The organism is Shewanella sp. KCT, from assembly GCF_007636505.1.
GTDB lineage: Bacteria > Pseudomonadota > Gammaproteobacteria > Enterobacterales > Shewanellaceae > Shewanella > Shewanella halotolerans.
Genome location: NZ_LVDJ01000008.1, coordinates 134,886 through 155,644 on the forward strand (window position 1 = coordinate 134,886; position 20,759 = coordinate 155,644).

Annotated in this window: 17 protein-coding genes; 11 read left to right on the forward strand and 6 right to left on the reverse strand. The window is 55.0% G+C overall.

What is annotated here, in order from left to right:
- Positions 1 to 148: 148 nt before the first annotated feature.
- The 6 genes from AYI87_RS12975 (at position 149) to AYI87_RS13000 (ending at position 5,175) form a co-directional block, all read left to right on the forward strand.
- Positions 149 to 649, forward strand: coding sequence for a MarR family winged helix-turn-helix transcriptional regulator (locus AYI87_RS12975; protein WP_144202658.1), 501 nt, complete (start codon positions 149 to 151; stop codon positions 647 to 649).
- 406 nt (positions 650 to 1,055) lie between these two features.
- On the forward strand, positions 1,056 to 2,234 hold the full coding sequence (gene nirK, locus AYI87_RS12980) for a copper-containing nitrite reductase (RefSeq protein ID WP_144202660.1): 1,179 nt from the start codon (positions 1,056 to 1,058) through the stop codon (positions 2,232 to 2,234).
- 78 nt (positions 2,235 to 2,312) lie between these two features.
- Positions 2,313 to 3,149, forward strand: coding sequence for a hypothetical protein (locus AYI87_RS12985; protein ID WP_144202663.1), 837 nt, complete (start codon positions 2,313 to 2,315; stop codon positions 3,147 to 3,149).
- A 15-nt stretch (positions 3,150 to 3,164) separates the two neighbouring features.
- Positions 3,165 to 3,803 (forward strand): SCO family protein, encoded by a 639-nt coding sequence (locus AYI87_RS12990; RefSeq protein WP_144202665.1) that lies wholly within the window; start codon positions 3,165 to 3,167, stop codon positions 3,801 to 3,803.
- 20 nt (positions 3,804 to 3,823) lie between these two features.
- A complete protein-coding gene (locus tag AYI87_RS12995; RefSeq protein WP_144202666.1) occupies positions 3,824 to 4,276 on the forward strand; it encodes a copper chaperone PCu(A)C in 453 nt (150 codons plus the stop codon).
- A 122-nt stretch (positions 4,277 to 4,398) separates the two neighbouring features.
- The gene (locus AYI87_RS13000) at positions 4,399 to 5,175 is read left to right on the forward strand and encodes a Crp/Fnr family transcriptional regulator (RefSeq protein ID WP_144202668.1); all 777 of its coding nucleotides are present in this window, start codon (positions 4,399 to 4,401) and stop codon (positions 5,173 to 5,175) included.
- On the opposite strand, the gene AYI87_RS13005 is transcribed toward AYI87_RS13000, so the two are convergent.
- The 3 genes from AYI87_RS13005 to sph all read right to left on the reverse strand — a co-directional run bounded on the left by AYI87_RS13005 (position 5,159) and on the right by sph (position 10,362).
- On the reverse strand, positions 5,159 to 6,364 hold the full coding sequence (locus tag AYI87_RS13005; RefSeq protein WP_144202670.1) for a GGDEF domain-containing protein: 1,206 nt from the start codon (positions 6,362 to 6,364) through the stop codon (positions 5,159 to 5,161). The two genes, AYI87_RS13000 and AYI87_RS13005, sit on opposite strands and share 17 nt — an antisense overlap.
- Before the next feature lie 177 nt (positions 6,365 to 6,541).
- Positions 6,542 to 8,473: a GGDEF domain-containing protein gene (locus tag AYI87_RS13010; protein ID WP_144202672.1), complete on the reverse strand. Its 1,932-nt coding sequence runs from the start codon at positions 8,471 to 8,473 to the stop codon at positions 6,542 to 6,544.
- A gap of 356 nt (positions 8,474 to 8,829) precedes the next feature.
- On the reverse strand, positions 8,830 to 10,362 hold the full coding sequence (gene sph / locus AYI87_RS13015) for a sphingomyelin phosphodiesterase (RefSeq protein ID WP_186300619.1): 1,533 nt from the start codon (positions 10,360 to 10,362) through the stop codon (positions 8,830 to 8,832).
- 477 nt (positions 10,363 to 10,839) lie between these two features.
- Here sph and AYI87_RS13020 point away from each other — a divergent pair, with 477 nt between their 5' ends.
- Positions 10,840 to 12,285 (forward strand): MBL fold metallo-hydrolase RNA specificity domain-containing protein, encoded by a 1,446-nt coding sequence (locus tag AYI87_RS13020; protein WP_144202675.1) that lies wholly within the window; start codon positions 10,840 to 10,842, stop codon positions 12,283 to 12,285.
- Between the two features lie 78 nt (positions 12,286 to 12,363).
- Entirely contained in the window at positions 12,364 to 13,605 is a 1,242-nt protein-coding gene (locus AYI87_RS13025) for a cation:proton antiporter (protein WP_144202677.1), read from the forward strand.
- On the opposite strand, the gene AYI87_RS13030 is transcribed toward AYI87_RS13025, so the two are convergent.
- Both AYI87_RS13030 and AYI87_RS13035 read right to left on the reverse strand, forming a co-directional pair.
- Positions 13,602 to 14,771 (reverse strand): MFS transporter, encoded by a 1,170-nt coding sequence (locus AYI87_RS13030; protein ID WP_144202679.1) that lies wholly within the window; start codon positions 14,769 to 14,771, stop codon positions 13,602 to 13,604. The genes AYI87_RS13025 and AYI87_RS13030 overlap by 4 nt on opposite strands.
- A 445-nt stretch (positions 14,772 to 15,216) precedes the next feature.
- Entirely contained in the window at positions 15,217 to 16,230 is a 1,014-nt protein-coding gene (locus tag AYI87_RS13035) for a class I SAM-dependent rRNA methyltransferase (protein ID WP_144202680.1), read from the reverse strand.
- A 105-nt stretch (positions 16,231 to 16,335) separates the two neighbouring features.
- On the opposite strand from AYI87_RS13035, the gene AYI87_RS13040 reads away from it, so the two are divergent.
- A complete protein-coding gene (locus AYI87_RS13040; protein ID WP_144202682.1) occupies positions 16,336 to 16,971 on the forward strand; it encodes an esterase/lipase family protein in 636 nt (211 codons plus the stop codon).
- Here the strand turns inward: AYI87_RS13040 and rarD are convergent.
- The gene (rarD, locus tag AYI87_RS13045; protein WP_144202684.1) at positions 16,891 to 17,817 is read right to left on the reverse strand and encodes an EamA family transporter RarD; all 927 of its coding nucleotides are present in this window, start codon (positions 17,815 to 17,817) and stop codon (positions 16,891 to 16,893) included. The genes AYI87_RS13040 and rarD overlap by 81 nt on opposite strands.
- A gap of 432 nt (positions 17,818 to 18,249) precedes the next feature.
- Here rarD and mnmD point away from each other — a divergent pair, with 432 nt between their 5' ends.
- Together mnmD and AYI87_RS13055 are read left to right on the forward strand one after the other, a co-directional pair.
- Complete coding sequence (mnmD, locus tag AYI87_RS13050) at positions 18,250 to 18,960, forward strand: tRNA (5-methylaminomethyl-2-thiouridine)(34)-methyltransferase MnmD (RefSeq protein WP_144202685.1); 711 nt, start codon at positions 18,250 to 18,252, stop codon at positions 18,958 to 18,960.
- Between the two features lie 196 nt (positions 18,961 to 19,156).
- Positions 19,157 to 20,686 carry an FG-GAP repeat domain-containing protein gene (locus AYI87_RS13055; RefSeq protein ID WP_144202687.1) on the forward strand — a complete coding sequence of 510 codons (1,530 nt, stop codon included), beginning with the start codon at positions 19,157 to 19,159 and terminating at the stop codon, positions 20,684 to 20,686.
- Positions 20,687 to 20,759 lie beyond the last annotated feature (73 nt).

Sequence of the window (20,759 nt, forward strand, 5' to 3'; positions counted from 1 at the left end):
GAAGATATAAGTCTGCACCTTTTGATTCTGCTTGTAAAGTATCTAAGGATTAATTATCTTTACCTGAAGATAAATGCCTGTGGTTACCGTTTCCTCTATGCCCGTGACCATTGAGCCTGACACCACTTTATGTGTTCTCGGAGAGCAGATGAACTCAAATCACCTCGATGGCGTCGATCGCCTAAGGGCCCAATGGGCCAAGGAGAAGCCGCAACTGGATACCCTGCCTATGGCGATCCTCGGCCGCATGATGCGTATCTATAAACATCTGGAGACAGAGGTCAGTGCCTGTCACAAGCAGTTTGGCATCAGCATGGGGGAGTTCGATGTGCTGGCGACCCTGCGCCGCTCGGGGGAGCCCTACCGCCTGACGCCCTCGGATCTGCTGGCGGCCATGATGCTCACCTCGGGAGCCATGACCAATCGTGTCGATGGCCTGGAGAAGAAGGGGCTGGTGTCCCGCAGCCATTGTCAGGAAGACAGGCGTAGCGTCAGCGTCGGCCTGACCGAGGCGGGGCTCGCGTTAATCGATGAGGCGATCGAGGCCCATGTGGCTGCCCAGCAGGCTTTGACCAGTCGTCTGTCGCCCGATGAGAAACAGCAGCTGGATGCGCTGTTTAAACATTGGCTGCAGGCATTCGAGTCTTAACTTTATCCTTCTTCTGTCGGTAGAGGCCAACCTGAATCTGCCGACTTTTTCACCGTCTGGCTTTCTCATTTCTGTAAACTTATCATTACAAATGGCAAAGCTTGCTGGAGCTTTCCCGGTCACTTTGACAGCCTGAACCTCGCCGCCTATTGTCCTTTTAACCCCGCCGTCCCGTCTGGGATAGCGAGGTTTTTTGTCTGTTTTTTCACCCCGTTTCTCGCCTGAAACCATCGGATTTTCTCGGCTAATTTAGTCAATTTGAAATTTCTTGAGCGACTTGACCAAAGTCAATTTCAATCTGCGTCAAAGGCATAGTCTTAACCGCAACAAGGTAATAACACCTTCATCACAGTGGCTCTGGCAGTTTGAACCCCTTTGGTGAAATGCGCTAACAACGGAGTATTTTATGGAAAAGCAATCTTCTACCCCAGCAGTGAATGTCGATCAGCAACGTCGTAGCTTCTTGAGTGGTTCAGTCGGTTTGGGCCTGGTGGGTGCGGGTATGGCGGCCGGCTTGGTATCAAGCAGTGCCTCGGCCACCACACAGACCAAGTCAGACCGTATGGCCAACTACAAGGCGGATCAGCTGGAGCGCGTTACTCAAGAGTTGGTGCCACCACCTATGGTGCCTAAGCATGATCAGGTCGCCAAGGGTAAGCCTAAGGTGGTGCAGGTGAAGCTGGTGATAGAAGAGAAGCAGGTAGAGCTGGAAAACGGCACCAAGGCCTGGGTCTGCGCCTTCAACGGTAGCGTGCCTGGCCCGCTCATCGTCTGTCATCAACATGACTTCGTCGAGCTGACTCTGGTGAACCCCGCCAGCAATGCCCTGGCCCACAACATCGACCTGCATGCGGCCACGGGCGCCTTGGGCGGCGGCGAGCTGACTTTAGTATCTCCCGGCCAGGAGGTGACCTTCCGCTTCAAGGCGACCAAGGCCGGCACCTTCGTCTATCACTGTGCTCCGGGCGGGGTGATGATCCCTTGGCACGTAGCCATGGGCATGCACGGCGCCATCATGGTGCTACCTCGTGACGGCCTGAAAGATGCCGAAGGCAAGCCAGTTAAATATGACAAGGCCTACTACATTGGCGAGGCCGACTTCTATGTGCCAAAGGATGCCAAGGGTAAATACAAGGCCTATGACACTGTAATGGGCAGCATGAATGAGGTGCTGGAGGTGATGAAGACGCTTACCCCATCTCACGTGGTGTTCAACGGCGCCGTGGGTGCCCTGACAGGTAAGAACGCCATGACCGCCAAGGTGGGTGAGTCAGTGCTCTTCATCCACTCTCAGGCCAACCGGGATTCCCGTCCTCATATCATCGGCGGACACGGTGACTATGTCTGGCCAGCGGGTTCTTTTACCGACGCGCCACAGACCAACCTGGAAACCTGGATGCTAGCCGGGGGCAGTGCCTGCGCCGCTATGTACAACTTCCGTCAGCCAGGTCTATATGCCTATGTGAACCACAATCTGATCGAGGCGATCATCAAGGGCGCCGCGGCGCACATTAAGGTCGACGGCGAGTGGGATGACAACCTGATGGTGCAGATCAAGAAGCCATCTAACATCACCACTGCCTAAGGTCTAAGGCTTAGGCAAAAAGGGCTCGGGTCTAGGTTAGGCTCGAGCCAATTATCGTCGCAACGATGGGAGATGCAGATGCAAAGGTTACTCCTGATGGGATTGCTGATGATGCTGGCAGTCGTCGTTATGACCCCCAGCGCAGCGGCTGCCGAGGTGGACTATGGCCTGGAGGCAAATGTCTATCTCTGGTATGCCAACCTGGATATGGGCCAGGCCGACAAGCGCTTGGCGCCAGAGAGGGATCTAGTGGACTACGCCGAGTATGCCGGCAGCCTGCCGAGCCAAGGCGCCCATCACCTCATGTCCATCACTCCTATCGCCCGCAGTCAGGAAAGTGTCGAGGTCGAGGTGGAGACAGAGTTTCAGCTGGCCTCGCCAACCGAAGGCGAGAGTGAGGTGAGGGGGCAATATGTGGTGCAACGCCTGAGCTTGGATAATCGAGGATTGGTGCGCAGCAGTGTCACTCTGGTCAACGAGTATGATGACTTCACTTCCCGCTATCGCCCCGCCGCCGAGATCAATCTGGTTCGCGCGGCGCTCTATCGCTGGACCGAGTCGCTAGACAGGCTGGATGACGTGACTCTGCTCGGTCTGTTAGCTAAGGATGCAAGCTTTACCGGCCCCGAAGATGCTAGCCAGACCCCGAGTCAGTATCTCGCCTACCTGCACAGCCTGGATCACAGCGACAGTCGGCGGGTGATCAAGAACTACAGCCTGACGCCCGAGGCAGGGCAATACCGTTTGAGTTTCGAGTATCAGTGGACGGCCACCAACAGCGAGGGAGAGGTCGAGCTGGCTCGGGTCGGCGTAACTATGCTGCTCACCGTGACGCCAGATGGGGCTAAGGTAGTGCTGTACCGTGCCGAGTACCTGCCGCCGGTGACAGATCTTGGCGCCGAGGTGCGTTGTTAGGAGAAGGAATTGACTATGACACGAGTTAACCAAGGTAAGTTTCATCTGGCCCTGAGCCTCTGTGTGCTGCTTATCGGCAGCCTGATGAGCGGCGCTAGCATGGCGAACATGCCAATCCTCAAGGGGATTGGTGGCGATTTTAGCCTGCGCAGCAGCAAGGGGGGCGAGGTTCGTCTATCGGACTTTAACGACAAGGTGGTGATGATGTTTTTCGGTTACACCAACTGCGCCGACATCTGCCCAACCACCATGGCCCACATCAGCCAGCTGATGAATCAGTTGCCGAGTGAGACCCGAGATCGCATTCAGGTGCTCTTTATCAGCATCGACAGCGACTACGATACGCCCAAGCACCTGAACAAATACCTCAGTTATTTTGACCCCAGCTTTATCGGCTTGGTGGATGAGCGGGAGAAGATAGATGAGGTCGCCGCACTGTTTAAGGCCGATTACACCAAGCTGGCCGAAGAGAAGGTGACTACTGAGTATAAGAAGCTGAGCCTGGAAGATAGCAAGGCGCCTAAGCGTCAGGGTTATCTCTATTCTCACACCGCCAAGATCTTCGTGCTCGATGGCAAACAGCGGGTGCGCGGCTTCTTCTACACAGGCACCCCTATAGACGAGATGCGTCAACAGATCGAGAGCCTGCTCTAATCATGAAAAAAGGAAATTATATGAAAGGTCGTTTCTGCTTATTTGTGTTGCTTTGTAGCTGTTTCGGTGCCGCCCAGGCCAGCGAGCTGATGGTGCACGACGCCTGGATCCGCGGCATGCCGCCCACCTCAAGAGTGGTACCCGTCTACCTGTCGCTGCATAATCCCAGCGACAAACCACTGGTCCTGAAGGCCATCAGCAGTCCTCGCGGCGTGGTCGAGCTGCACCAGACCCTGATGGAGAATGAGGTGATGCGCATGCAAGGAGTGGAGGCGATACAGATCCCGCCCCATGGCATGGTGAAATTGGCGCCCGGTGGCTATCACGGCATGATGTCGGACTTTAAGACCGGCGTGCCGGCTTTGGGTGAAGAGGTGGCGTTGACGCTTACCCTGGCGGATGGCGAGACCCTGTCGGTGACGGCAAAAGTCACGGCCCAGGGAGAGGCTCACGACCACAGCATGCACCACTAATTTAGCTTCACGCGCTTTTTGAATTTGATTCATCTTTAATACCTGTTCATTATGATCTAGATCACGACTTGTTATCAGGTTGTGATTTAGATTAACGGAGCGACAGGACTAAGGAAGGCGCGATGATAACAGATCCACAGATTAAGGCCTGCATTCACAAACACCACCTGTTTTCGGCACTGGGCGAAGAGGAGCTGTGTCGCCTGCTGGGGCAGGCCGCCAAGATCACCCTGGCCGCCCACGAAAATTTGTTCTATCAGGGCGATTTGGCCAAGCGATTCTACCTGGTGATTCAGGGGCATCTGCAACTCTATCGCACCAGCCTGCAGGGGCAGGATAAGGTGATAGAGGTAGTACGCGAGGGGCGCACCTTCGCCGAGGCGCTGATGTTTAGTCGCCAGGCCTCCTATCCTGTGTCGGCCCAGGCCGTATCCCACTGCACTCTGGTCAGTTTCGACAGCGAAGGTTACCTCGCCATGCTCAGGGGCAATCCCGATGCCTGCATCGCCATCATGGCTGAGATGAGTGTCAGGTTACGCAAGGATATCAATGAGGTAGAGCTGCTATCTGTGCAGAATGCCCAGTCGCGCCTGCTGCTTTTTCTGCTGCGCAACATGCAGAAGATAGGCGACAACCAGGGGCGGGTCGAGTTGGATATTCCTAAACGTGTGTTGGCGTCGCGCCTGTCGATTCAGCCGGAAACCTTTTCCCGCCTGATGAAGAAGATGGTCACTGAAGGGATCATCGGCGAGTCTCGTGGCGCCATAGACATTAAAGATCTCGGTAAGCTCTATACCAGCGCCAACATGCCCCTTGCCAATCAGACAATGCAGACCAGCGAGCCGCTCATTCGCTCGGGTAAGGCGCCCTGTCAACAGATTGCTATTGAGATGGTGTAGCCTGAGCCTGTTCTAGCCGTCGCTCTGCCGTGCAGCAGCGATCCCTGCCGGTTTCCTTGGCGCGGTACATCGCCTTGTCGGCCAGCGCCAATAGGCTGTCCGGCGTATCGCCTGTTGCCGTAGTGACTATGCCGAAGCTGGCGCTGATGGGGATTAGGCTGCCCTGCCAGTTTAGGCTGGATTGTCTCAGGGCCTGCTGCAATTTCTGGGCGATGATCTCCGCCACCTCACCATCTGTGCCGGGTAACACCAGCAGAAACTCCTCGCCGCCGAGTCGGCAGAAGATGTCCATGGCGCGGGTGACCTTACCTATCTGCTGCGCCGTCTTAACGAGCACGGCGTCCCCGGCAGAATGACCAAACTTGTCATTGATCTGTTTGAAGAAATCCAGATCGAACAGGATCAGGCTATAGGCCTGTCCATCCCTGAGCCAACGCTGATGCAGCTGCTCCAGTTGCTGCTGCATGGCGCGCCGGTTCCACAGCCCTGTGAGGTAGTCCCTGTCTGCCTGTTGACGCATCTTCTGCACCAGGCGGGTGAGGGCGTTGCCCATCATGATCACGTTAATCCACAAGGTCATGACCACATACAGCCACAACATGGGGATGGCGTCGGCGCTCTGAATGCTGGCCAGATGGGATTTTAGAGTAGGCTCGATGAGCAGTAATAGCGCCCTGAGGCCAAAAATGACGCCCATCAGGGCGATGGGGCTCAAGAGGATCACGGCGATGGGGCGTTTGACCGTGTGTTCCAGGGCGACCAGATTGTCTTTGGCCATCAGCAAGAAGGTGCTGGCGGCCATGAAGGAGAAGAAGATGCCCAGGGTATCGCTGGCTGCTATGCTGGGTGGCTGAGTTAGCATCAAGAGCCCGGTCAGGAGCAGTAAGGCGAGATCTATTTTGATGCTGCTTGGCAGGCGAAACAGGCGTTGGGTGCCGCTACGAAGCAGCACGAAACCGAGTAACAGCAGCATGTCTGCCCCCAACCAGTAGAGATAACTCGGCGTCTGATCCCTGAGTGTGGTGAGGAGCACTCCCATTAAGATAAATAGGTTGGCAAGGGAGAAATAGGTGCTGGCGCGGGGAGCGATGCGCAGCGGGTAGGCCATCAGGCCCCAGGCAAGGGTAGAGGTACTGGCGAGCAGGCAGATAAATAGCACCAAGAGCTCGGCAATGGGGTCAATATTCATAAGCGATCTTTTTATTTTTTTACACTATAAAGCAGCCGTGGCGTCGAGTGAAACTGTTTGTTACTAAATTGTTATGTTCGTCTTGTCCGTCAGCGGGCTAGCGCTTATCAGGTTTCGCGGCGCTGGGTGACTCGGTCTGGCCTTAATTGTTGGGTCTCAGCCGTGCTTAACTTAAGTTTAGTCAGCGCTCAGATAGTCGCGTTCGAAGGTCTGCGCATCCACAGGCCTGCCATAGAGATAACCCTGACCGAAGTCGCACTCCTCCTGGCGGATAAAGGCATCCTGCGCCTGGGTCTCTACTCCTTCTGCGATCACGTTGAGTGTCAGCTTCTTGCCCATGGCGATGATCGCCCGGGTAAGCTCTCTGTCCTGCTCGTTCTTCTCCAGATTCGTGATGAAGCAGCGATCTATCTTAAGGGTGTCGAAGGAGTATTTTTGCAAGTAGCTCAAGGAGGAGTAGCCGGTGCCGAAGTCGTCTAGGGAGATCCTCACCCCCAGGGCCTGCAACTGGCCTATGATATGCTGCGCCAGCTGCTCATCTTGCAGCAGCACGCCTTCGGTGATCTCCATTTCCAGGGAGGAGGCCGGCAGGCGGTAGAGACTCAAGAGGTTGGCAATATAGTCGGCAAAATCGTTATCGCGAAACTGTAGCGGCGAGATGTTGATTGCCACCCTAAACGGCCTGTTGGGATCTTGGCTGCGCCACTTGGCGGCCTGTTCGATGGCGGTATGCAGCACGAAGTTACCGATGGCGATGATTTGACCATTGTGCTCGGCCAGGCTGATAAATTGATCCGGCGGCACATTACCCAGCTGTGGACTGTGCCAGCGGAGCAGGGCCTCGGCACCGATAACCCGCTTGTGTTGCAGGCTAAACAGCGGCTGGTAATGCAGGCTCAGCTCCTGATGTTTGAGGGCATCCACCAGGTGTGACTCCAGCAGACAGCGGCGCTCGATATTGGTCTGAGTGTGCTTGTTGAAGAAGCTGTAGGGCGTGGCCTCGGCCTTGCTGATGCTCATGGCGGCGCCGGCTTTCTGCATCAGCTCAGAGGCCTCCTGGGCGTCCGTCGGTGCGACCGCGACCCCTATGCAGCAGGGAATATTGATGCTGAACTCTGCCAGGGCGAAGGGAATATTGGCGGTCTGTATTATGCTGTCGATCAGGGGAAGCTCCAGGGGATTCTTGCCCCTGTGGGCGATGACGAACTCGGCGCCGGCGATGCGGGCAAACAGGGTATCCTTATCCAGGATGCGCTTGATGCGCTGGCTGAAGAGTTGCAGCACCTTGTCGCCGACCACGTAACCATAGCTCTCGTTGATCGACTTGAAGTTGCGTAGGCCAAAGTAGATCACATAGGTAGACAGCTCATCGGGTTGGCTGAGTTGCTGGGAGAGCTGATTCACGAACCCCAGTCGATTGGCAAGGCCGGTCAATGGGTCGTGATCCTTATGAAATTGCAGCGAACTCTCGATAACGGTACGTTGCTCGATCTCGCTCAATAGCTTCTTGTTGAGCCTGGTGAGTTCCTGGGTACGTTGCTGCACCTTGGTCTCTAAGACTTGGTTGAGATGGAAGAGTTTGGCGCTCTGATACAGGCTGGCGAGATTGGCATTGATGGCGTTTTGAAACCGCGCCAGCAGATGGCGAAAGGTGCGGCCGTAGTCCCTCTCCTTGTTGTCCAGCATACACAGGGTGCCGAAGGGCTGGCCGTTGGGCCAGGTGAGCGGCAGGCCGCAGTAGGCAATCATCCCTAGCTTGATATCTGGATTGCGATCCCACTCTTTATCTTTTAGGGCGTTGGGCACGACCAGCTCAGCTTGGCGCTTGATAACCGTCTCGCAGTAGAGACCATGGCCCAGGCTCTCTGTGTCATGGCGTTTATAGGGATTCTCTGGATGATGGCTGGTGGTGAAGACAGAGATATCCTTTTCCGTCACCCGCATGATCAAGATGGCCGGGGTGTCGACAATTTCCGATAGGAGATCTAAGGTTTGCTGCCAGCCGTTAAACATCTCATCCGGCACCGCAAGCTGGGCCGTGTTGACCTGAGTCTGGCTGAAGAGCGGGTCTTGCTCCAGCAATGAGAGAGCGTCTTGATAGGGCTTCATAGGGGATCCTGAAAAGCGCGTGTGCCATCCGTTTAACTAACTATAACCTAAAGATTTCATCCCTGTCTTTCGCTGGTTTGTTGTTTTTTTAATCAGCGGCAGGTTTAGGGCTATTTTTCGCCACTGTTTTACCTTTGATGAATGGCTGAGCTGCATCCCCACTCACTATGCGAGCGGGAAATTTAAGCTTAATTCAGTAATTTTCCTGAGGATGAGAGGAGGGGGTTAAAGGTGTCGATAAACATAGAATAAGCCAGATTTTTAACCGTAAGTCAGAACGAATCTCGTAAGAGAGGCCTTTATTGGCCCACTGATATTGGCCAACTTAACCCACCTACTATTGCGGCGGGTTAAGTTTAAGGGCGATCGAGAGTCGTAAGCTCGACGATGAATTCGTGTCGTTGATCAAAGGAAGCGTCCCAAAGGAATAGGTGGTTACGCCAAGGGCCATCGGACCAATTGCGCACGTAGTACCAAAAGCTTCCCCCAAAATCACCAAACACTATCCTATCACCGTTATTCAGACAGCCATCACTAGTCGGCCCGACTTTACGAAGGAAAAGCTTGCTCGATGGTTCATCGGCGGTGTAGTAACCATAGTCTCCTTCACCACCGCGCCAGAAATTCATATAGCGTCCATTTAAGTTGCTGCGTAACTTAACATATGCACCAGGCCAGCCACCGCTTAGTTTGTAGTTGTTGCTGGTTAGGCAATAGCTATCGCTGTACTGCTCTCCCCAACTTTCGATGGTAAATCCGTTGGCCGCTTCGTTAGCATCATGATTAGTGGTAAGCCAACTATCTGAGTTTGCTCCCACCCCTAAATAACCACCGCTATAAACACTACGCAGGCGGATTTTTTGATATCGGGCTTGCCTGGCATTCATCATAGGGCGTTTGGCTGTGCCGCCGAGGCCAACTACCGGAAAATGGTCAGAAAACTCATCAGATTCGTAGTGATAGTTATCTGGAATGATTACGCTAGCCTGCCATGTCTCTGCAGAGGAAACGGGTAGAGTTGCATTGCCCCAACCGGAAATGTTGCCGTGGCCATTGGATAACAGCAGATAATCAAGATGTTCGGCCTTATAATTCGGGTATTGCTTGGCAGCTAAATCATTGGTGCTCGGATCCCAGCTGGCTTGTTGATTCAGGTATGCTGGCTCTCTGGCATCTAATGTTTGCAACATAGCCGAATACTCACTACCACCACGTTTGACATTAAGGTCTCCTGCGATGATCACTGGCTCGTCGGCCGGGATCTGCCGCGCTTCGATAAAGTCATGGATTGCGCTAAATTGGGTTAAGCGCTCGTTAGAACCCGCTGGAACCCCGCCGCAGCGGGAGGATTCCGATTGGGTGTGAGTGGCTATTAGATGTAGGCGTTGTCCGTTTCTCAGGATACGAGCATAGACAAAACCTTTATTATCTAAGGCGTCGTCGCCACAGCTGACGTTGTACATCACCTGAACTTGATACTCTATCGGCCAACGGCTTAGCACTGCTACACCACCATTTTTTTTGATGGGGTCGATGTAACCCAGGCTTTCTTGCCAACGCTCGACACCAAGATTGGAAGCTAAGATTGGTGTTTGAAATGGATATTCCTTAGCTAGGCTGTTAAGTACCTGATTAGCAGGGCCAGAGCCTTGATAGTTGAGATCAAACAGCTCGTTTAGAACCAGTACATCGTACCCTTTGAGGTACTCAGCCTGGCCAATGAGATTCGCTCGCTCACCGTTGCCTGGACCTGTACCAAGCCCCCAAGCAAATACTGGTAGATAAAGGTTATGGCTGAGGATCCTAAGATCATCATATTCTCCAGCATTTGCGGTTAAAGGTATTAGTTGCGCTGGTAGCAGGAGTAAGGTCAGTAGCAGGGCTTTCAAGGTCATATCCTTATGTGGGGCGGATATTCCAAGCTAGCAAGTGTTTATGACAGCCCAATGAGCCTTGTGTTACAGAGCTTGTGAGCTATTTGCGGTTAACAACAGTAGCTGTTAAGGGGTGAGCAATGTTTTACGGCTATCACGCAGCTAAATATTTCTATTTGCCATAGGCGTTTATCTAAAAAAATCACAGATCCATTTGCCCTTATTTTTGCTTGCCTTCGCAACACAAGTGTTAACTATCCAAGTTTGACTATCGAGAAATGCTGATGAAATTCGCTCGCTTTGTATCTATTTACTGTGTGGGAAGTGCTCCCCCTAGGGAATAGGTTAATTTACTGAATGGTTACACATTTACCACTGTTTTGCCCTGAAATAACCTACGCTAAAAGTGGAGGCTTCTTTTCGTCTATATCTTATTGGTAATGATCTAATCGGAGGCTCTTCCGATATTGATGCCTAGCTAAGGACAATGTTATGCAGATGACGCTCTCTTTTCTCGGTGCGGCCCAGGAGGTGACGGGCTCCTGTCATCTTCTCGATATCTCGGGTCGTCAGGTGCTGCTCGACTGCGGCCTTATCCAGGGCGGGAAGCTCGATGCACTGCGCAATCACGAGCCCTTCCTCTTCGAACCTACAGAGATTCATGCCGTGGTGCTCAGCCATGCCCATATCGATCATTCGGGGCGTCTCCCTCTGTTGGTTAAGTCTGGCTTTACCGGCCCTATCTATACCCATAAGGCGACGGTTGAGCTGTGTGAGGTGATGCTCAGGGATGCCGCCATGCTGCAGGTACGCGATGTGGAGCGCCTCAACAAGAAGCGGGTGAAGATGGATCTGCCGCCGCTGGAGCCCCTGTTCGACGAAGAAGATGTGGCGCTGGTGATCAAGCAGTTTGTCGCCCTGGATTATGGTCAGTCGGTACAGGTGGTGCCTCAGTTGACAGCTTGTCTAAGCGATGCCGGGCATATTCTAGGCTCGGCCGTGGTCGAGTTGTGGCTGGGGGAGGGAAGTGAGCGCAAGAAGCTGGTGTTTAGCGGCGATCTTGGGCGGGCGGGCATGCCGATTCTGGATGATCCTACGCTGATCGATGATGCCGATCTGGTGTTGATGGAGAGCACCTATGGCGATAGGTTGCACCGCAGTTGGGACGATACCCTGGCGGAGCTTAAGGCGATCTTCGCCAAGACCATCAAGGAGAGCCGCGGCAACATTCTGCTGCCGGCATTCTCCGTCGGCCGGGCCCAGGAGCTGCTCTATCTGTTTCATCTCTATGCCAAGGAGTGGGCGCTGTCCAACTGGCGTATCTGTCTCGACAGCCCCATGGCGATCAAGGCGACCCAGATCTATGTGGCCAACTATCAGCTGATGGATGAGGACTTTAAGCGCTTCACCCGTCTGTCGCCGGGCAAACATCCGCTGCTCTCGAATGTGGACTTTATCGACAGCACCCAAGAGTCGATGGAGCTCAACGAGATCCATCAGGGGTTGATCATCATCGCCGGTAGCGGCATGTGCAATGGCGGCCGGATCCGCAGCCATCTGGAGCATAACCTGGCCAATCCTCAGTCGGATGTGATCATCTGTGGTTTCCAGGCCTTGGGTACGCCGGGGCGCCTGCTGGTGGATGGCGCCGAGTCGCTCACCATACATGGCCGCGATATTCCGGTGAAGGCCAAGATACATACGGTCGGCGGGCTGTCAGCTCACGCGGATCAGGCCGAGCTTATCCATTGGTATCGACACTTTAAACACACGCCGCCGCTGATTCTGATCCATGGTGAGCGGGAGGCGCAGCAGCGGCTCAAGGCCGAGTTGGTGCCCGAGGGAAGCCTGTCGCCCCATGTGGTGATCGCCGAGCGGGGCGATACCTTAGACCTGACCGCCTTGCCGGAGCTGGTTTGGCTGCTAGACCGAGATTAGTCCGTTTCAGCTAGAGCCATGGGGAATAATTTCTGCTAGCTTAAGCTACAAGCCATCAGCTAGCCAAGGAAAGCCCCAATGGATGAACATATCGTCATACTTATCATTGCTTTAGTCGTATTGCTCTACGGCTATATCTCTAAGTGGTTGGCGCGTTTCGACATCTCAGGCCCCATGGTATTTACCGCCTTCGGCCTGCTCCTGTCCCCCTTCGGCCTGGATGTGACTCAGGTGAAGGTGGATGCCGAATTTGTCACTATCATGGTGGAAATCGCCTTGGTGTTGGTGCTGTTTAGCGACGCCGCCCTGCTTGATCTCAGGCTGCTTAAGCAGTCATGGCAGCTACCGGCGCGCCTGCTGTTTATTGGCCTGCCGATCACGGTTGCGGCTGGCACCCTGGTGGCCGGGCTCATATTTCCCGACCAACCCTTTCTCTATCTGCTGATGTTAGCCCTGCTGCTGACCCCCACTGATGCTGCCCTGGGTAAGGCGGTGGTCTCGGACCCTAAGGTGCCCAAGACGATACGCTCCACCATCAATGTGGAGAGCGGGCTGAACGACGGCATTATCTTCCCCGTGTTAATTACCGTGGTGGCCTTGATCATGAGCGGTCTGGACCACGCCCAGGACCAACACTGGCTGATCTATGTGCTGCAGCAGATCCTGTTTGGGGCCTTGGTGGGCGGCGCCGTCGGCTATCTGGGTACCAAGTTGCAGATCTTCTGTTTCAAGCGTGATGGCATGGTGGAGACCTACCTCAACCTGATCCCCATCGCCTTGGCGATATTGGCCTTTTATCTGGCGGAGGAGTTTTCGGGCAATGGATTCATCGCCGCCTTCTTCGCCGGTCTCTATGCCGGTAATACCAGCGAGATGGCCAGGGGGCATATCGAAGACTTTGCCGAGAGCGAGGGAGAACTCTTGGTGTTGATAAGCTTCTTCATCTTCGGCCTGGCGTTTGTGCCAACCACGCTGCCCTATGTCACTATGGAGGTGATTATCTACGCTCTGCTCAGCCTGACCTTGCTGCGTATGTTGCCCGTGATGATCTCTATGATAGGCACCAAGTTAGATCTGGCGACCCGTGCCTTTATCGCCTGGTTCGGGCCCAGGGGGATCGCTTCTATCCTCTATGTGCTGATCGTCGCCCACGAGATGGGCAGCATCAAGGGGTTCGAGACCCTCTATGCCGTGGTAACTGTGACCGTCTTGATGAGCATATTGGCCCATGGTCTATCGGCTCAGCCGTTGGCCAACTGGTATGCCAAACGCCATCAGTCGGCCGAGCCTGATACCGATGGCGAGGACAGTACTGTTTAGCTCTGCAGACGATCTGTCTGACCGTCGAGTTTCTGCAGGCTCTTGAGTAGCATGTAGAGGCAGGTGCTCAGCAGACAGATGGCCAGGTAGATCATCATGCCGTGGCCTTTGTTGCTCAGGGTCAAGGCCAGCAGGGGCCCGGCCACAGAGCCCAGGCTATAGCAGAGCAACATCACCTCGGTCGCCGACACTATCTTGATGCTAGGCAGCCTGTCGCAGGCCAGCGAGATGGCGATAGGGTAGAGGGCGAAACTGGCCGCCCCCAGGATGAAGTAGCTCAACCCCTTAAACGCCAAGGCGCTGCTTTCTATGGCGCCGACCACACCGACCAAGCCCACCAGAGTACACATGGCCATCAGCAGACGCTTGTCCATCCGCGGCGAGAGATAGCTGATCAGCGGCTGCACGGCCATGCCGCCCAGGATAATTGCCGCCATCAAGAGTCCCGTCTGGGCTGGCTCCTCTACCTGATTGTCGATATAGACGGGCATCAGGCCATAGATGGGGCCGAGCAGCAGGCCTGAGACCAGGCAGCCTATGAGCGCCGGGCGACTCAGGTTGGTGCTCTCCTTGAGTGAGAGTCTCTGCTGCGCCTGGTGGGCCGGCTCACCCGAGCGGATCAGCACTGGGGCCATTATGGCCAACAGGAGCAGGACGATGACAAACAGATAGGGTAGGACCCCCTGAGTGCCTAGTTCACCTATGGCCAGCTGGCCGAGGGCGCTGCCGCCATAAAGCGCGGCCATGTAGATCCCCAGTCGTCTGGCGCGCGCCTTGGCGCTATCGGCCATCAGTAACCAGGATTCGACCACCACGAAGACGCCTGCTACGGCGAAACCCGCGAGCAGGCGCGCCGCGAGCCAGACGCCGGCACCAGGCAAGAGCAACATGGCCACTATGCTGGCGATCAGCAGGGAGAGAAATAGCACAAAGCCGCGTCTGTGGCCCATTTGGGCGATCAAGCGCTCGACCCGCAATGCGCCGAGGAGCAGGCCCAGGTAGAAGATGCTGGCGAGCCAAGGGGCGAGATCCGGTGACAGGCCGAAGTTGCCTAACGACAGGGGGATCAGGCTCATCAGAAAACCAGAGGCGACGGCAAAGAAAGAGAGACCTATTACGGGTGCCGTAGGATTGTTCGATTTACAGTTATCGGCGACGTCTAACACCAATAATCTCCAAATTAAGTAGGGTAAATGGCGTCTTGAAAGGAAGTGTTTGGTGGACTGCCATTTATTCACTGTTTAGCGGGAAGCGAAATGTAGTGCCAGCGAGTCGCTAAGTAAAGTGAATTTTAATGCTTGATGTTTTTTTGATATAAAAGTCGCAGTAATAGCGCTATTTTTGTCCTAAGAAGCCACTTTTTACCTAAGGCTTGTACGTTGGGTCTTGTTGGGGGAGTCTTTATTTGGACTCCTATAGGACGCTTGTTGAAAACTTTTTACCCCGGGTTTATGGTGCCAAACCTCTATTTTTATGTTGCCAATTTGTTGTTTGTTACCGGTTTGTAGGCAAAGGCCGTAAATTTTTAAGTTAACGGCCAAATTTTTACCACTTTTATTCTGTCTTTTCTAAACTGGCTAGGCTAACCATGACCAGTTTGCAGCGATTCAGTTACTGCTCTGCCAAGGTGAGCGCCACTATCTTAAGCGGATGATTGCCGTCGAAGGAGGGGAAGTCCTGGTGGCAGTGGATCCACTCGAAGCTAGCGACCTGCCGCCCCTGCTTCTCGACGCAGCGAATCAAGGCATCGAGCCAAACCTGGCGCTCTACCTTGGCGACGTTGTTGCAGCAGACTATGGTGCCGCCCGCCTTGGTAGCTAGCATGGCGGGTTTGAACAGGCTCTGATAGTCGTTGATCAGATCCACAGTGCCGAAGGGGCTCTTGGCGAAACGCGGCGGGTCGAGGAATACCAGATCGAACTGACGTTTCGCCAGTTTAGGGTAGCAGGGAAGTCGCTGATTGCGGCGTCCGCCCACCTTCATGCCCGCCAGTTGGCGCATGGCGGGAAAGGCATCGCTCTGAATAAACTCGCACCTGTCGCTTACCCCATTGAGTTCGGCGTTGCGACGGCCGGCGGCCAGGGCAAAGGAGGAGAAGTCGACGTTGGTAACCGATTCTGCACCGCCGACGGCGGCGGCTGTGCCTATGCCGCAGGTGTAGGAAAACAGGTTCAGCACAGACTTGCCTTGGCTGTTGGCCTTCACATATTCCCGGCCGACCCGCATGTCGAGAAACAGCAGGGGATCTTGCCCTTCGTGGCGTAACTTGCTGATGAAGCGGATGCCATTTTCCGTCATCTCCTGCTCGGCGCTGGCGAAGGCGTCGAGTTCAGGTGTCAGCGGGTTGAGAATTCGCGAGTTTTTATTGGATCTATCATTGTAGATGACGGGGAGATCTTGAGTCTGCTTGAGCTCTTGGGCGAGGCTTTCCTGCTCTTCTTGGGTCAGACTCTGGTGAAACGATTGGATCAACCAGGCGTCGCCATAGCGATCTATGGTGAGGCCGTCTATCCCCTCGACCGTGCCGTGAAACACGCGATAACAGTTGGTGTTGGCGGCTTGTGCCGCGGCGAGTAGCTCGGCTCTTTGGCTGATCGCCTGGCGCAGCAGGTCGGCGTTCGACATGATCTTATGATCCCTAATCGGTGGTATGCTGGAGTGAGCGCGGATCATAGCAAATATTTGCCCCTTGGGGGCGATTAACTCAGGCGTTAGCAAGAGGGTGAAGGGATGAAGCTCGTGTTAGTCCATGGGATCTTTAATACAGGTCATGTGATGGGATGGATGCGGCGCCAGTTTGAGCGTCAGGGTTTTGAGTGCCTGACACCAACCCTGGCCCCCATCGATGGCCGCCGTGGGATCGCCTTTGCGGCCAAACAGCTGCAAAGCTATATCGAGGCGGCTCTGGCCGAGGATGAGACCATCTGCCTTATCGGCTTTAGTATGGGCGGCATAGTTGCCCGTTACTACCTACAGCATCTGGGGGGCGAGAAACGTACCAAGGCGCTGTTTTCCATCTCCTCTCCTCATCATGGCAGCTATCTCGCCTGGCTGCCCTATCCGTCGCGGGCGATGCGTGAGCTGAGGCCAAAGAGTCAGTTGTTGTCTCGGCTGGCCGATAGCCAGGAGCGCCTGGAGGGGATCGCCCTCTACTCGTTTCGCACGCCCATCGACTTTACCATAGTGCCGAGTCGCAGCTCCCATTGGCCGGGGGCCGAGAATAAGGTGATCTGGCGACCGCTACATCTGTCGATGATCTTCAGTCGCCGCGTGGTGGCAGAGATCCTAGCTGGGGTGGTGCAGCTGTCGCCGGGTGGCGAGACTTCGCCACAAACCGGGCAGGGCCTCCAGCGAGCAGAGGAGTAGCCCCACCCAGATCAGGGAGAAGCTCACCGCTTTGACGCTATCGAACGCCTCGTTAAACAGGAAGATCGCCAGCAGGAAGTGCATGGTGGGTTCTATGTATTGCAGCAGGCCAACCATGGAGAGGCTGGTGTGACGAATCGCCAGGGCGAAGAAGATCAGCGGTAGCAGGGTTACGGGCGCCGAGCCCATGTATAGCAGCATTGTGCCCGTGCCGCTCGAGAGTGCCTCACTCTGACCTGTGGCGCTTAGCCAGAGCAGATAGCCGGCGGCGATGGGGGTGAGCAGCGCCGCCTCTATGGTGACTGAGGTGAGCGAGTCGAAGCGGATAAACTTCTTACACAGACCATAGAGGGCGAAGAAGCTACCCATCAATAGTGCCAGCCAGGGGAGCTGACCATAGGCCATCACCATGTAGCCTATGCCCAGAGTGCCGAGCAGCACAGCCCATTTCTGGGCGACAGTCAGCCTGTCTTTTAGAAACAGCACCCCTAATCCGATGGCAAACAGCGGGTTGATGAAGAAGCCCAGGCTCGCCGCCAACACCTGACCGTGGGTCAGTGCCCAGGTAAAACTGTACCAGGAGACGCACATGATGAGTGAGGCCAGGGCGCACAGGGCGACCGAGGGAAGATTGGCCTTAAGCAGTGCCAGGCTGGGCAGAGGTTTGCCAAGCAGCAGAAAGACCAGCAGCATGAAAGGCACAGAGCAGAGCAGGCGAATCGCCAGCATCTCAGTGATATCCGCACCCGGCAAAAACTGATAGTAGAGGGGCAGGAGTCCCCACAGCAGAAAGGAGACGATCGCCAGGGCATTGCCTTTGGCACTAACTTGGGGGTGGCTGGGCATAGGGGCTCGTAAGTATTATTTGCTTATGTTGATTTAGGGTCGTGTGCTGGGCACTGCCTTGTCATCGCTCTCTCGTCCGATACTCAGACTCTTGGGTTTGGCCCTTGGCCTGCTCTCGAAAAGTGCTAGCTGGTGAGCCACTATTCGGTGAGGCGTAAGCTGTTAAGGTGCAAGCTGTTGAGGCACTGGCTGTTGACGCATCAGCAAGTGAGCTGCCAAGTCACATGGATAAAATACCCGGCTTTCATCTAGATGACTGAAAGTGCGCCGGATTTTCCCATTCCTATGGCTTCTTGGCTGTGAGCATGATCACTCTGGGTGTTTTTTGTTTTTAGCGGGAGTCTGGTCAGTGGGCTTATGGGAAAGACTTGCATGTCGGGGCCCGGTCTAAGGTACAATCTGGCTCCGGTAAATACCTTTGATGAGCCGAGAATGAACAAGATCCACGTACAGATGACCAAGGATGGTTCCCACACCCTGATGAGCAGCCTGTTTGACGACAGTTATCATGCCCATAACGGCGCCATCAGTGAGTCTGAACATGTCTATATTCAGTCGGGCCTTGCCGATCTGGACCCCAGCTTCGATCGGGTGAACATTCTCGAGTTGGGGTTTGGTTCGGGCATGAACGCCATGCTGACACTAAAGCAGGTGCTGGATAGCGATGGTAAGCCGGATAGACTCATAAGGCCGATACGTTTCGTGACGGTAGAGGCCTACCCCGTTCCTAGCGATGTGATCGCTCAGCTGAACTACAAGGAGCATCTGCCGCCTGCGCTGCAGGATCTGTTCGATCGCCTACACAGCGCGCCCTGGGGCGAGGATGTCACCCTGTTTCCCGGCTTCGTGCTGCATAAGATCCACGGCACCTGGGATAGCCTGGAATTGCCGGATAATTCCATCAACCTGGTGTTCTACGACGGCTTTGCGCCCAGCAAGCAGCCCGAGCTTTGGACCCAGGATAACTTCGATCGCCTCTTTCCTATGATGATGCCGGGCGGCATGCTGGTCAGCTACTGTGCCAACGGCCAGTTCAAGCGTAATCTGAAGTCAGCAGGTTTTAAGGTGAAGCCCCATCCGGGGGCTCTGGGTCGCCGTGAGATGACCCGGGCCTGGAAGCCTGAGCCGGGACAGGAAGAATAGTCCTTACTGGAAACCTGAGTCAGAATAGAAGACTAAGCCGGAATAGAAGACTAAGCCGGAATAGTCGTCAGCTTCGCTTAAGCTTGCCGGCAACCTAGAGCACTTTTTTGTTTGTAACAAGTCATTAACTGAACTTTCTTTTTCGCCGGGAATCGATAGATTAGAACCCAGCTCGCTTCACATAGGGAAATGATCTGTGAAAATACCGGCAATTCGAGCCCTCGCGCCTTGGCTCACCGCCAGCCTGACTCTGCTCTGTTCCATGCAGGTGTTGGCCGATAAGGCGCCGTTGGCCTTCGTCTCTCAAACCATAGATACCGGTTTTAAGCTCACCCATCCGCTGGAGAGCCTCAACTTGGTCGGCGATGCCAACAAGGAGCTGCTGGCGATCGGTGTCGATGACCGCCAGACCAAATGGCTCGCCGTCTATGGCTTAGATGGCGAAAGCAGCCAGTATCGGCTGCTGCATAAGATGCCTCTGCCTGGCGATCTCTATCGATACGATGTGAGCGCTAAGCCAAAGCAGGCCAATTCACTTCAGTCCGTCTATTTTATGTCGCGCGCTCACCTCTCTGTGTTAACGGTCAGCGACCAAGGGCTGGCGCTTCGCGAGCTGCTCGATGTGGCGCCGCTGGTGGTGAAGCCGCGCATCGAGTTTATCGCCCGCGGCGAGTTTGTGCGGGATCTCAACGGCGATGGCCGTGATGATTTTATCGTGGGCCAGTTTGAGCAGACCCAGCTCTTCCTCAGTCAAGGCGAAGGCTGGCAGCCCCAGACCCTGGCGATTCAGCCCAAGGTGCTGCTCTATCGCGATGGCGCCCGCTACAGCGAGACCAAGCTTTATTTTGCCGACATGAATTTCGATGGTCGCGACGACATCATTAAGGTGGGCGAGGGGGAGCTTGAGATCTATGCCCAGCATCAGGATGGCAAGTTCGAGACCTACCCCAGATTTCAGCCCGTGAGTCAGGCGATCAGTGGCCTGGACTGGTGGGACAGACGCGATGCCTATGGTGAGGCGCTGGATCAGAGCGATCTCGTCTATCGTAAGGTCGAGGCGCTGCAAGATATCGACGGTGATGGCCTTGTGGATATGGTGGTGCGCTACACCAAGAGCTCAGGGGTGCTGGATAGGGTCAACGACTATGAGATCTATTTGGGGCTCAAGGGTGGCAAGGGAGTGAGCTTTGGCAAGCAGCCCCAGAGCGTGATCCGCGGCGATGGCACCCTGACGGGCTTCGAGCTGGTGGATATCGACCTAGATGGTCGCAGCGAGGTACTGGTGTCTGGGTTCGATATCGGCCTGTCGCAGATCATCGGCGCCCTGGTGTCGGGCAGTATAGATCAGGATGTGCACCTGTTTACCATGGACGATAAGCGGCGTTTCGCCGCCAAACCGAACATGAGCAAGTCGGTGGAGCTGAGTTTCAGCCTGACCTCGGGCCAGAGCGGTGCGCCCGTGGTAAAGCTGGCGGATATCGATGGCGACAAGCGTCAGGATCTACTGCTGTCCGACGGCGACACAGAGCTGGATCTGTTTCTGGGTAGTGCCAAGGGCAAGCCCTTCGATCGCAAAGAAAGCCTCAAGCTCACCCTGCCTATCGATGGTGACATGCTCAGCAGCGAAGATCTTAATTTAGACGGTAAGGCGGACCTGCTGATCAAGTATGGCAGGCAGGATAAGGTCGAGTTGCAGAGCCAGTTTTTGGTGATCATGACCCAATAGCCCTTGGCTGCTTTGTCAGTTGTGTCAGTTTTGCCCGTTGTGTCGGTCGCGGCAAGGTGGCTCGGACCTGGTG

Excerpts from the sequence above, each read along its gene's own strand:
- AYI87_RS13020 (WP_144202675.1), top strand. The coding sequence starts at position 10,840 with ATGCAGATGACGCTCTCTTTTCTCGGTGCGGCCCAGGAGGTGACGGGC.
- AYI87_RS13040 (WP_144202682.1), top strand. The coding sequence starts at position 16,336 with ATGAAGCTCGTGTTAGTCCATGGGATCTTTAATACAGGTCATGTGATG.
- AYI87_RS12990 (WP_144202665.1), top strand. The coding sequence starts at position 3,165 with ATGACACGAGTTAACCAAGGTAAGTTTCATCTGGCCCTGAGCCTCTGT.
- rarD (WP_144202684.1), bottom strand. The coding sequence starts at position 17,817 with ATGCCCAGCCACCCCCAAGTTAGTGCCAAAGGCAATGCCCTGGCGATC.
- AYI87_RS12985 (WP_144202663.1), top strand. The coding sequence starts at position 2,313 with ATGCAAAGGTTACTCCTGATGGGATTGCTGATGATGCTGGCAGTCGTC.
- nirK (WP_144202660.1), top strand. The coding sequence starts at position 1,056 with ATGGAAAAGCAATCTTCTACCCCAGCAGTGAATGTCGATCAGCAACGT.
- AYI87_RS13005 (WP_144202670.1), bottom strand. The coding sequence starts at position 6,364 with ATGAATATTGACCCCATTGCCGAGCTCTTGGTGCTATTTATCTGCCTG.
- mnmD (WP_144202685.1), top strand. The coding sequence starts at position 18,250 with ATGAACAAGATCCACGTACAGATGACCAAGGATGGTTCCCACACCCTG.
- AYI87_RS13010 (WP_144202672.1), bottom strand. The coding sequence starts at position 8,473 with ATGAAGCCCTATCAAGACGCTCTCTCATTGCTGGAGCAAGACCCGCTC.
- AYI87_RS12995 (WP_144202666.1), top strand. The coding sequence starts at position 3,824 with ATGAAAGGTCGTTTCTGCTTATTTGTGTTGCTTTGTAGCTGTTTCGGT.
- AYI87_RS13000 (WP_144202668.1), top strand. The coding sequence starts at position 4,399 with ATGATAACAGATCCACAGATTAAGGCCTGCATTCACAAACACCACCTG.
- AYI87_RS12975 (WP_144202658.1), top strand. The coding sequence starts at position 149 with ATGAACTCAAATCACCTCGATGGCGTCGATCGCCTAAGGGCCCAATGG.
- AYI87_RS13035 (WP_144202680.1), bottom strand. The coding sequence starts at position 16,230 with ATGTCGAACGCCGACCTGCTGCGCCAGGCGATCAGCCAAAGAGCCGAG.
- AYI87_RS13025 (WP_144202677.1), top strand. The coding sequence starts at position 12,364 with ATGGATGAACATATCGTCATACTTATCATTGCTTTAGTCGTATTGCTC.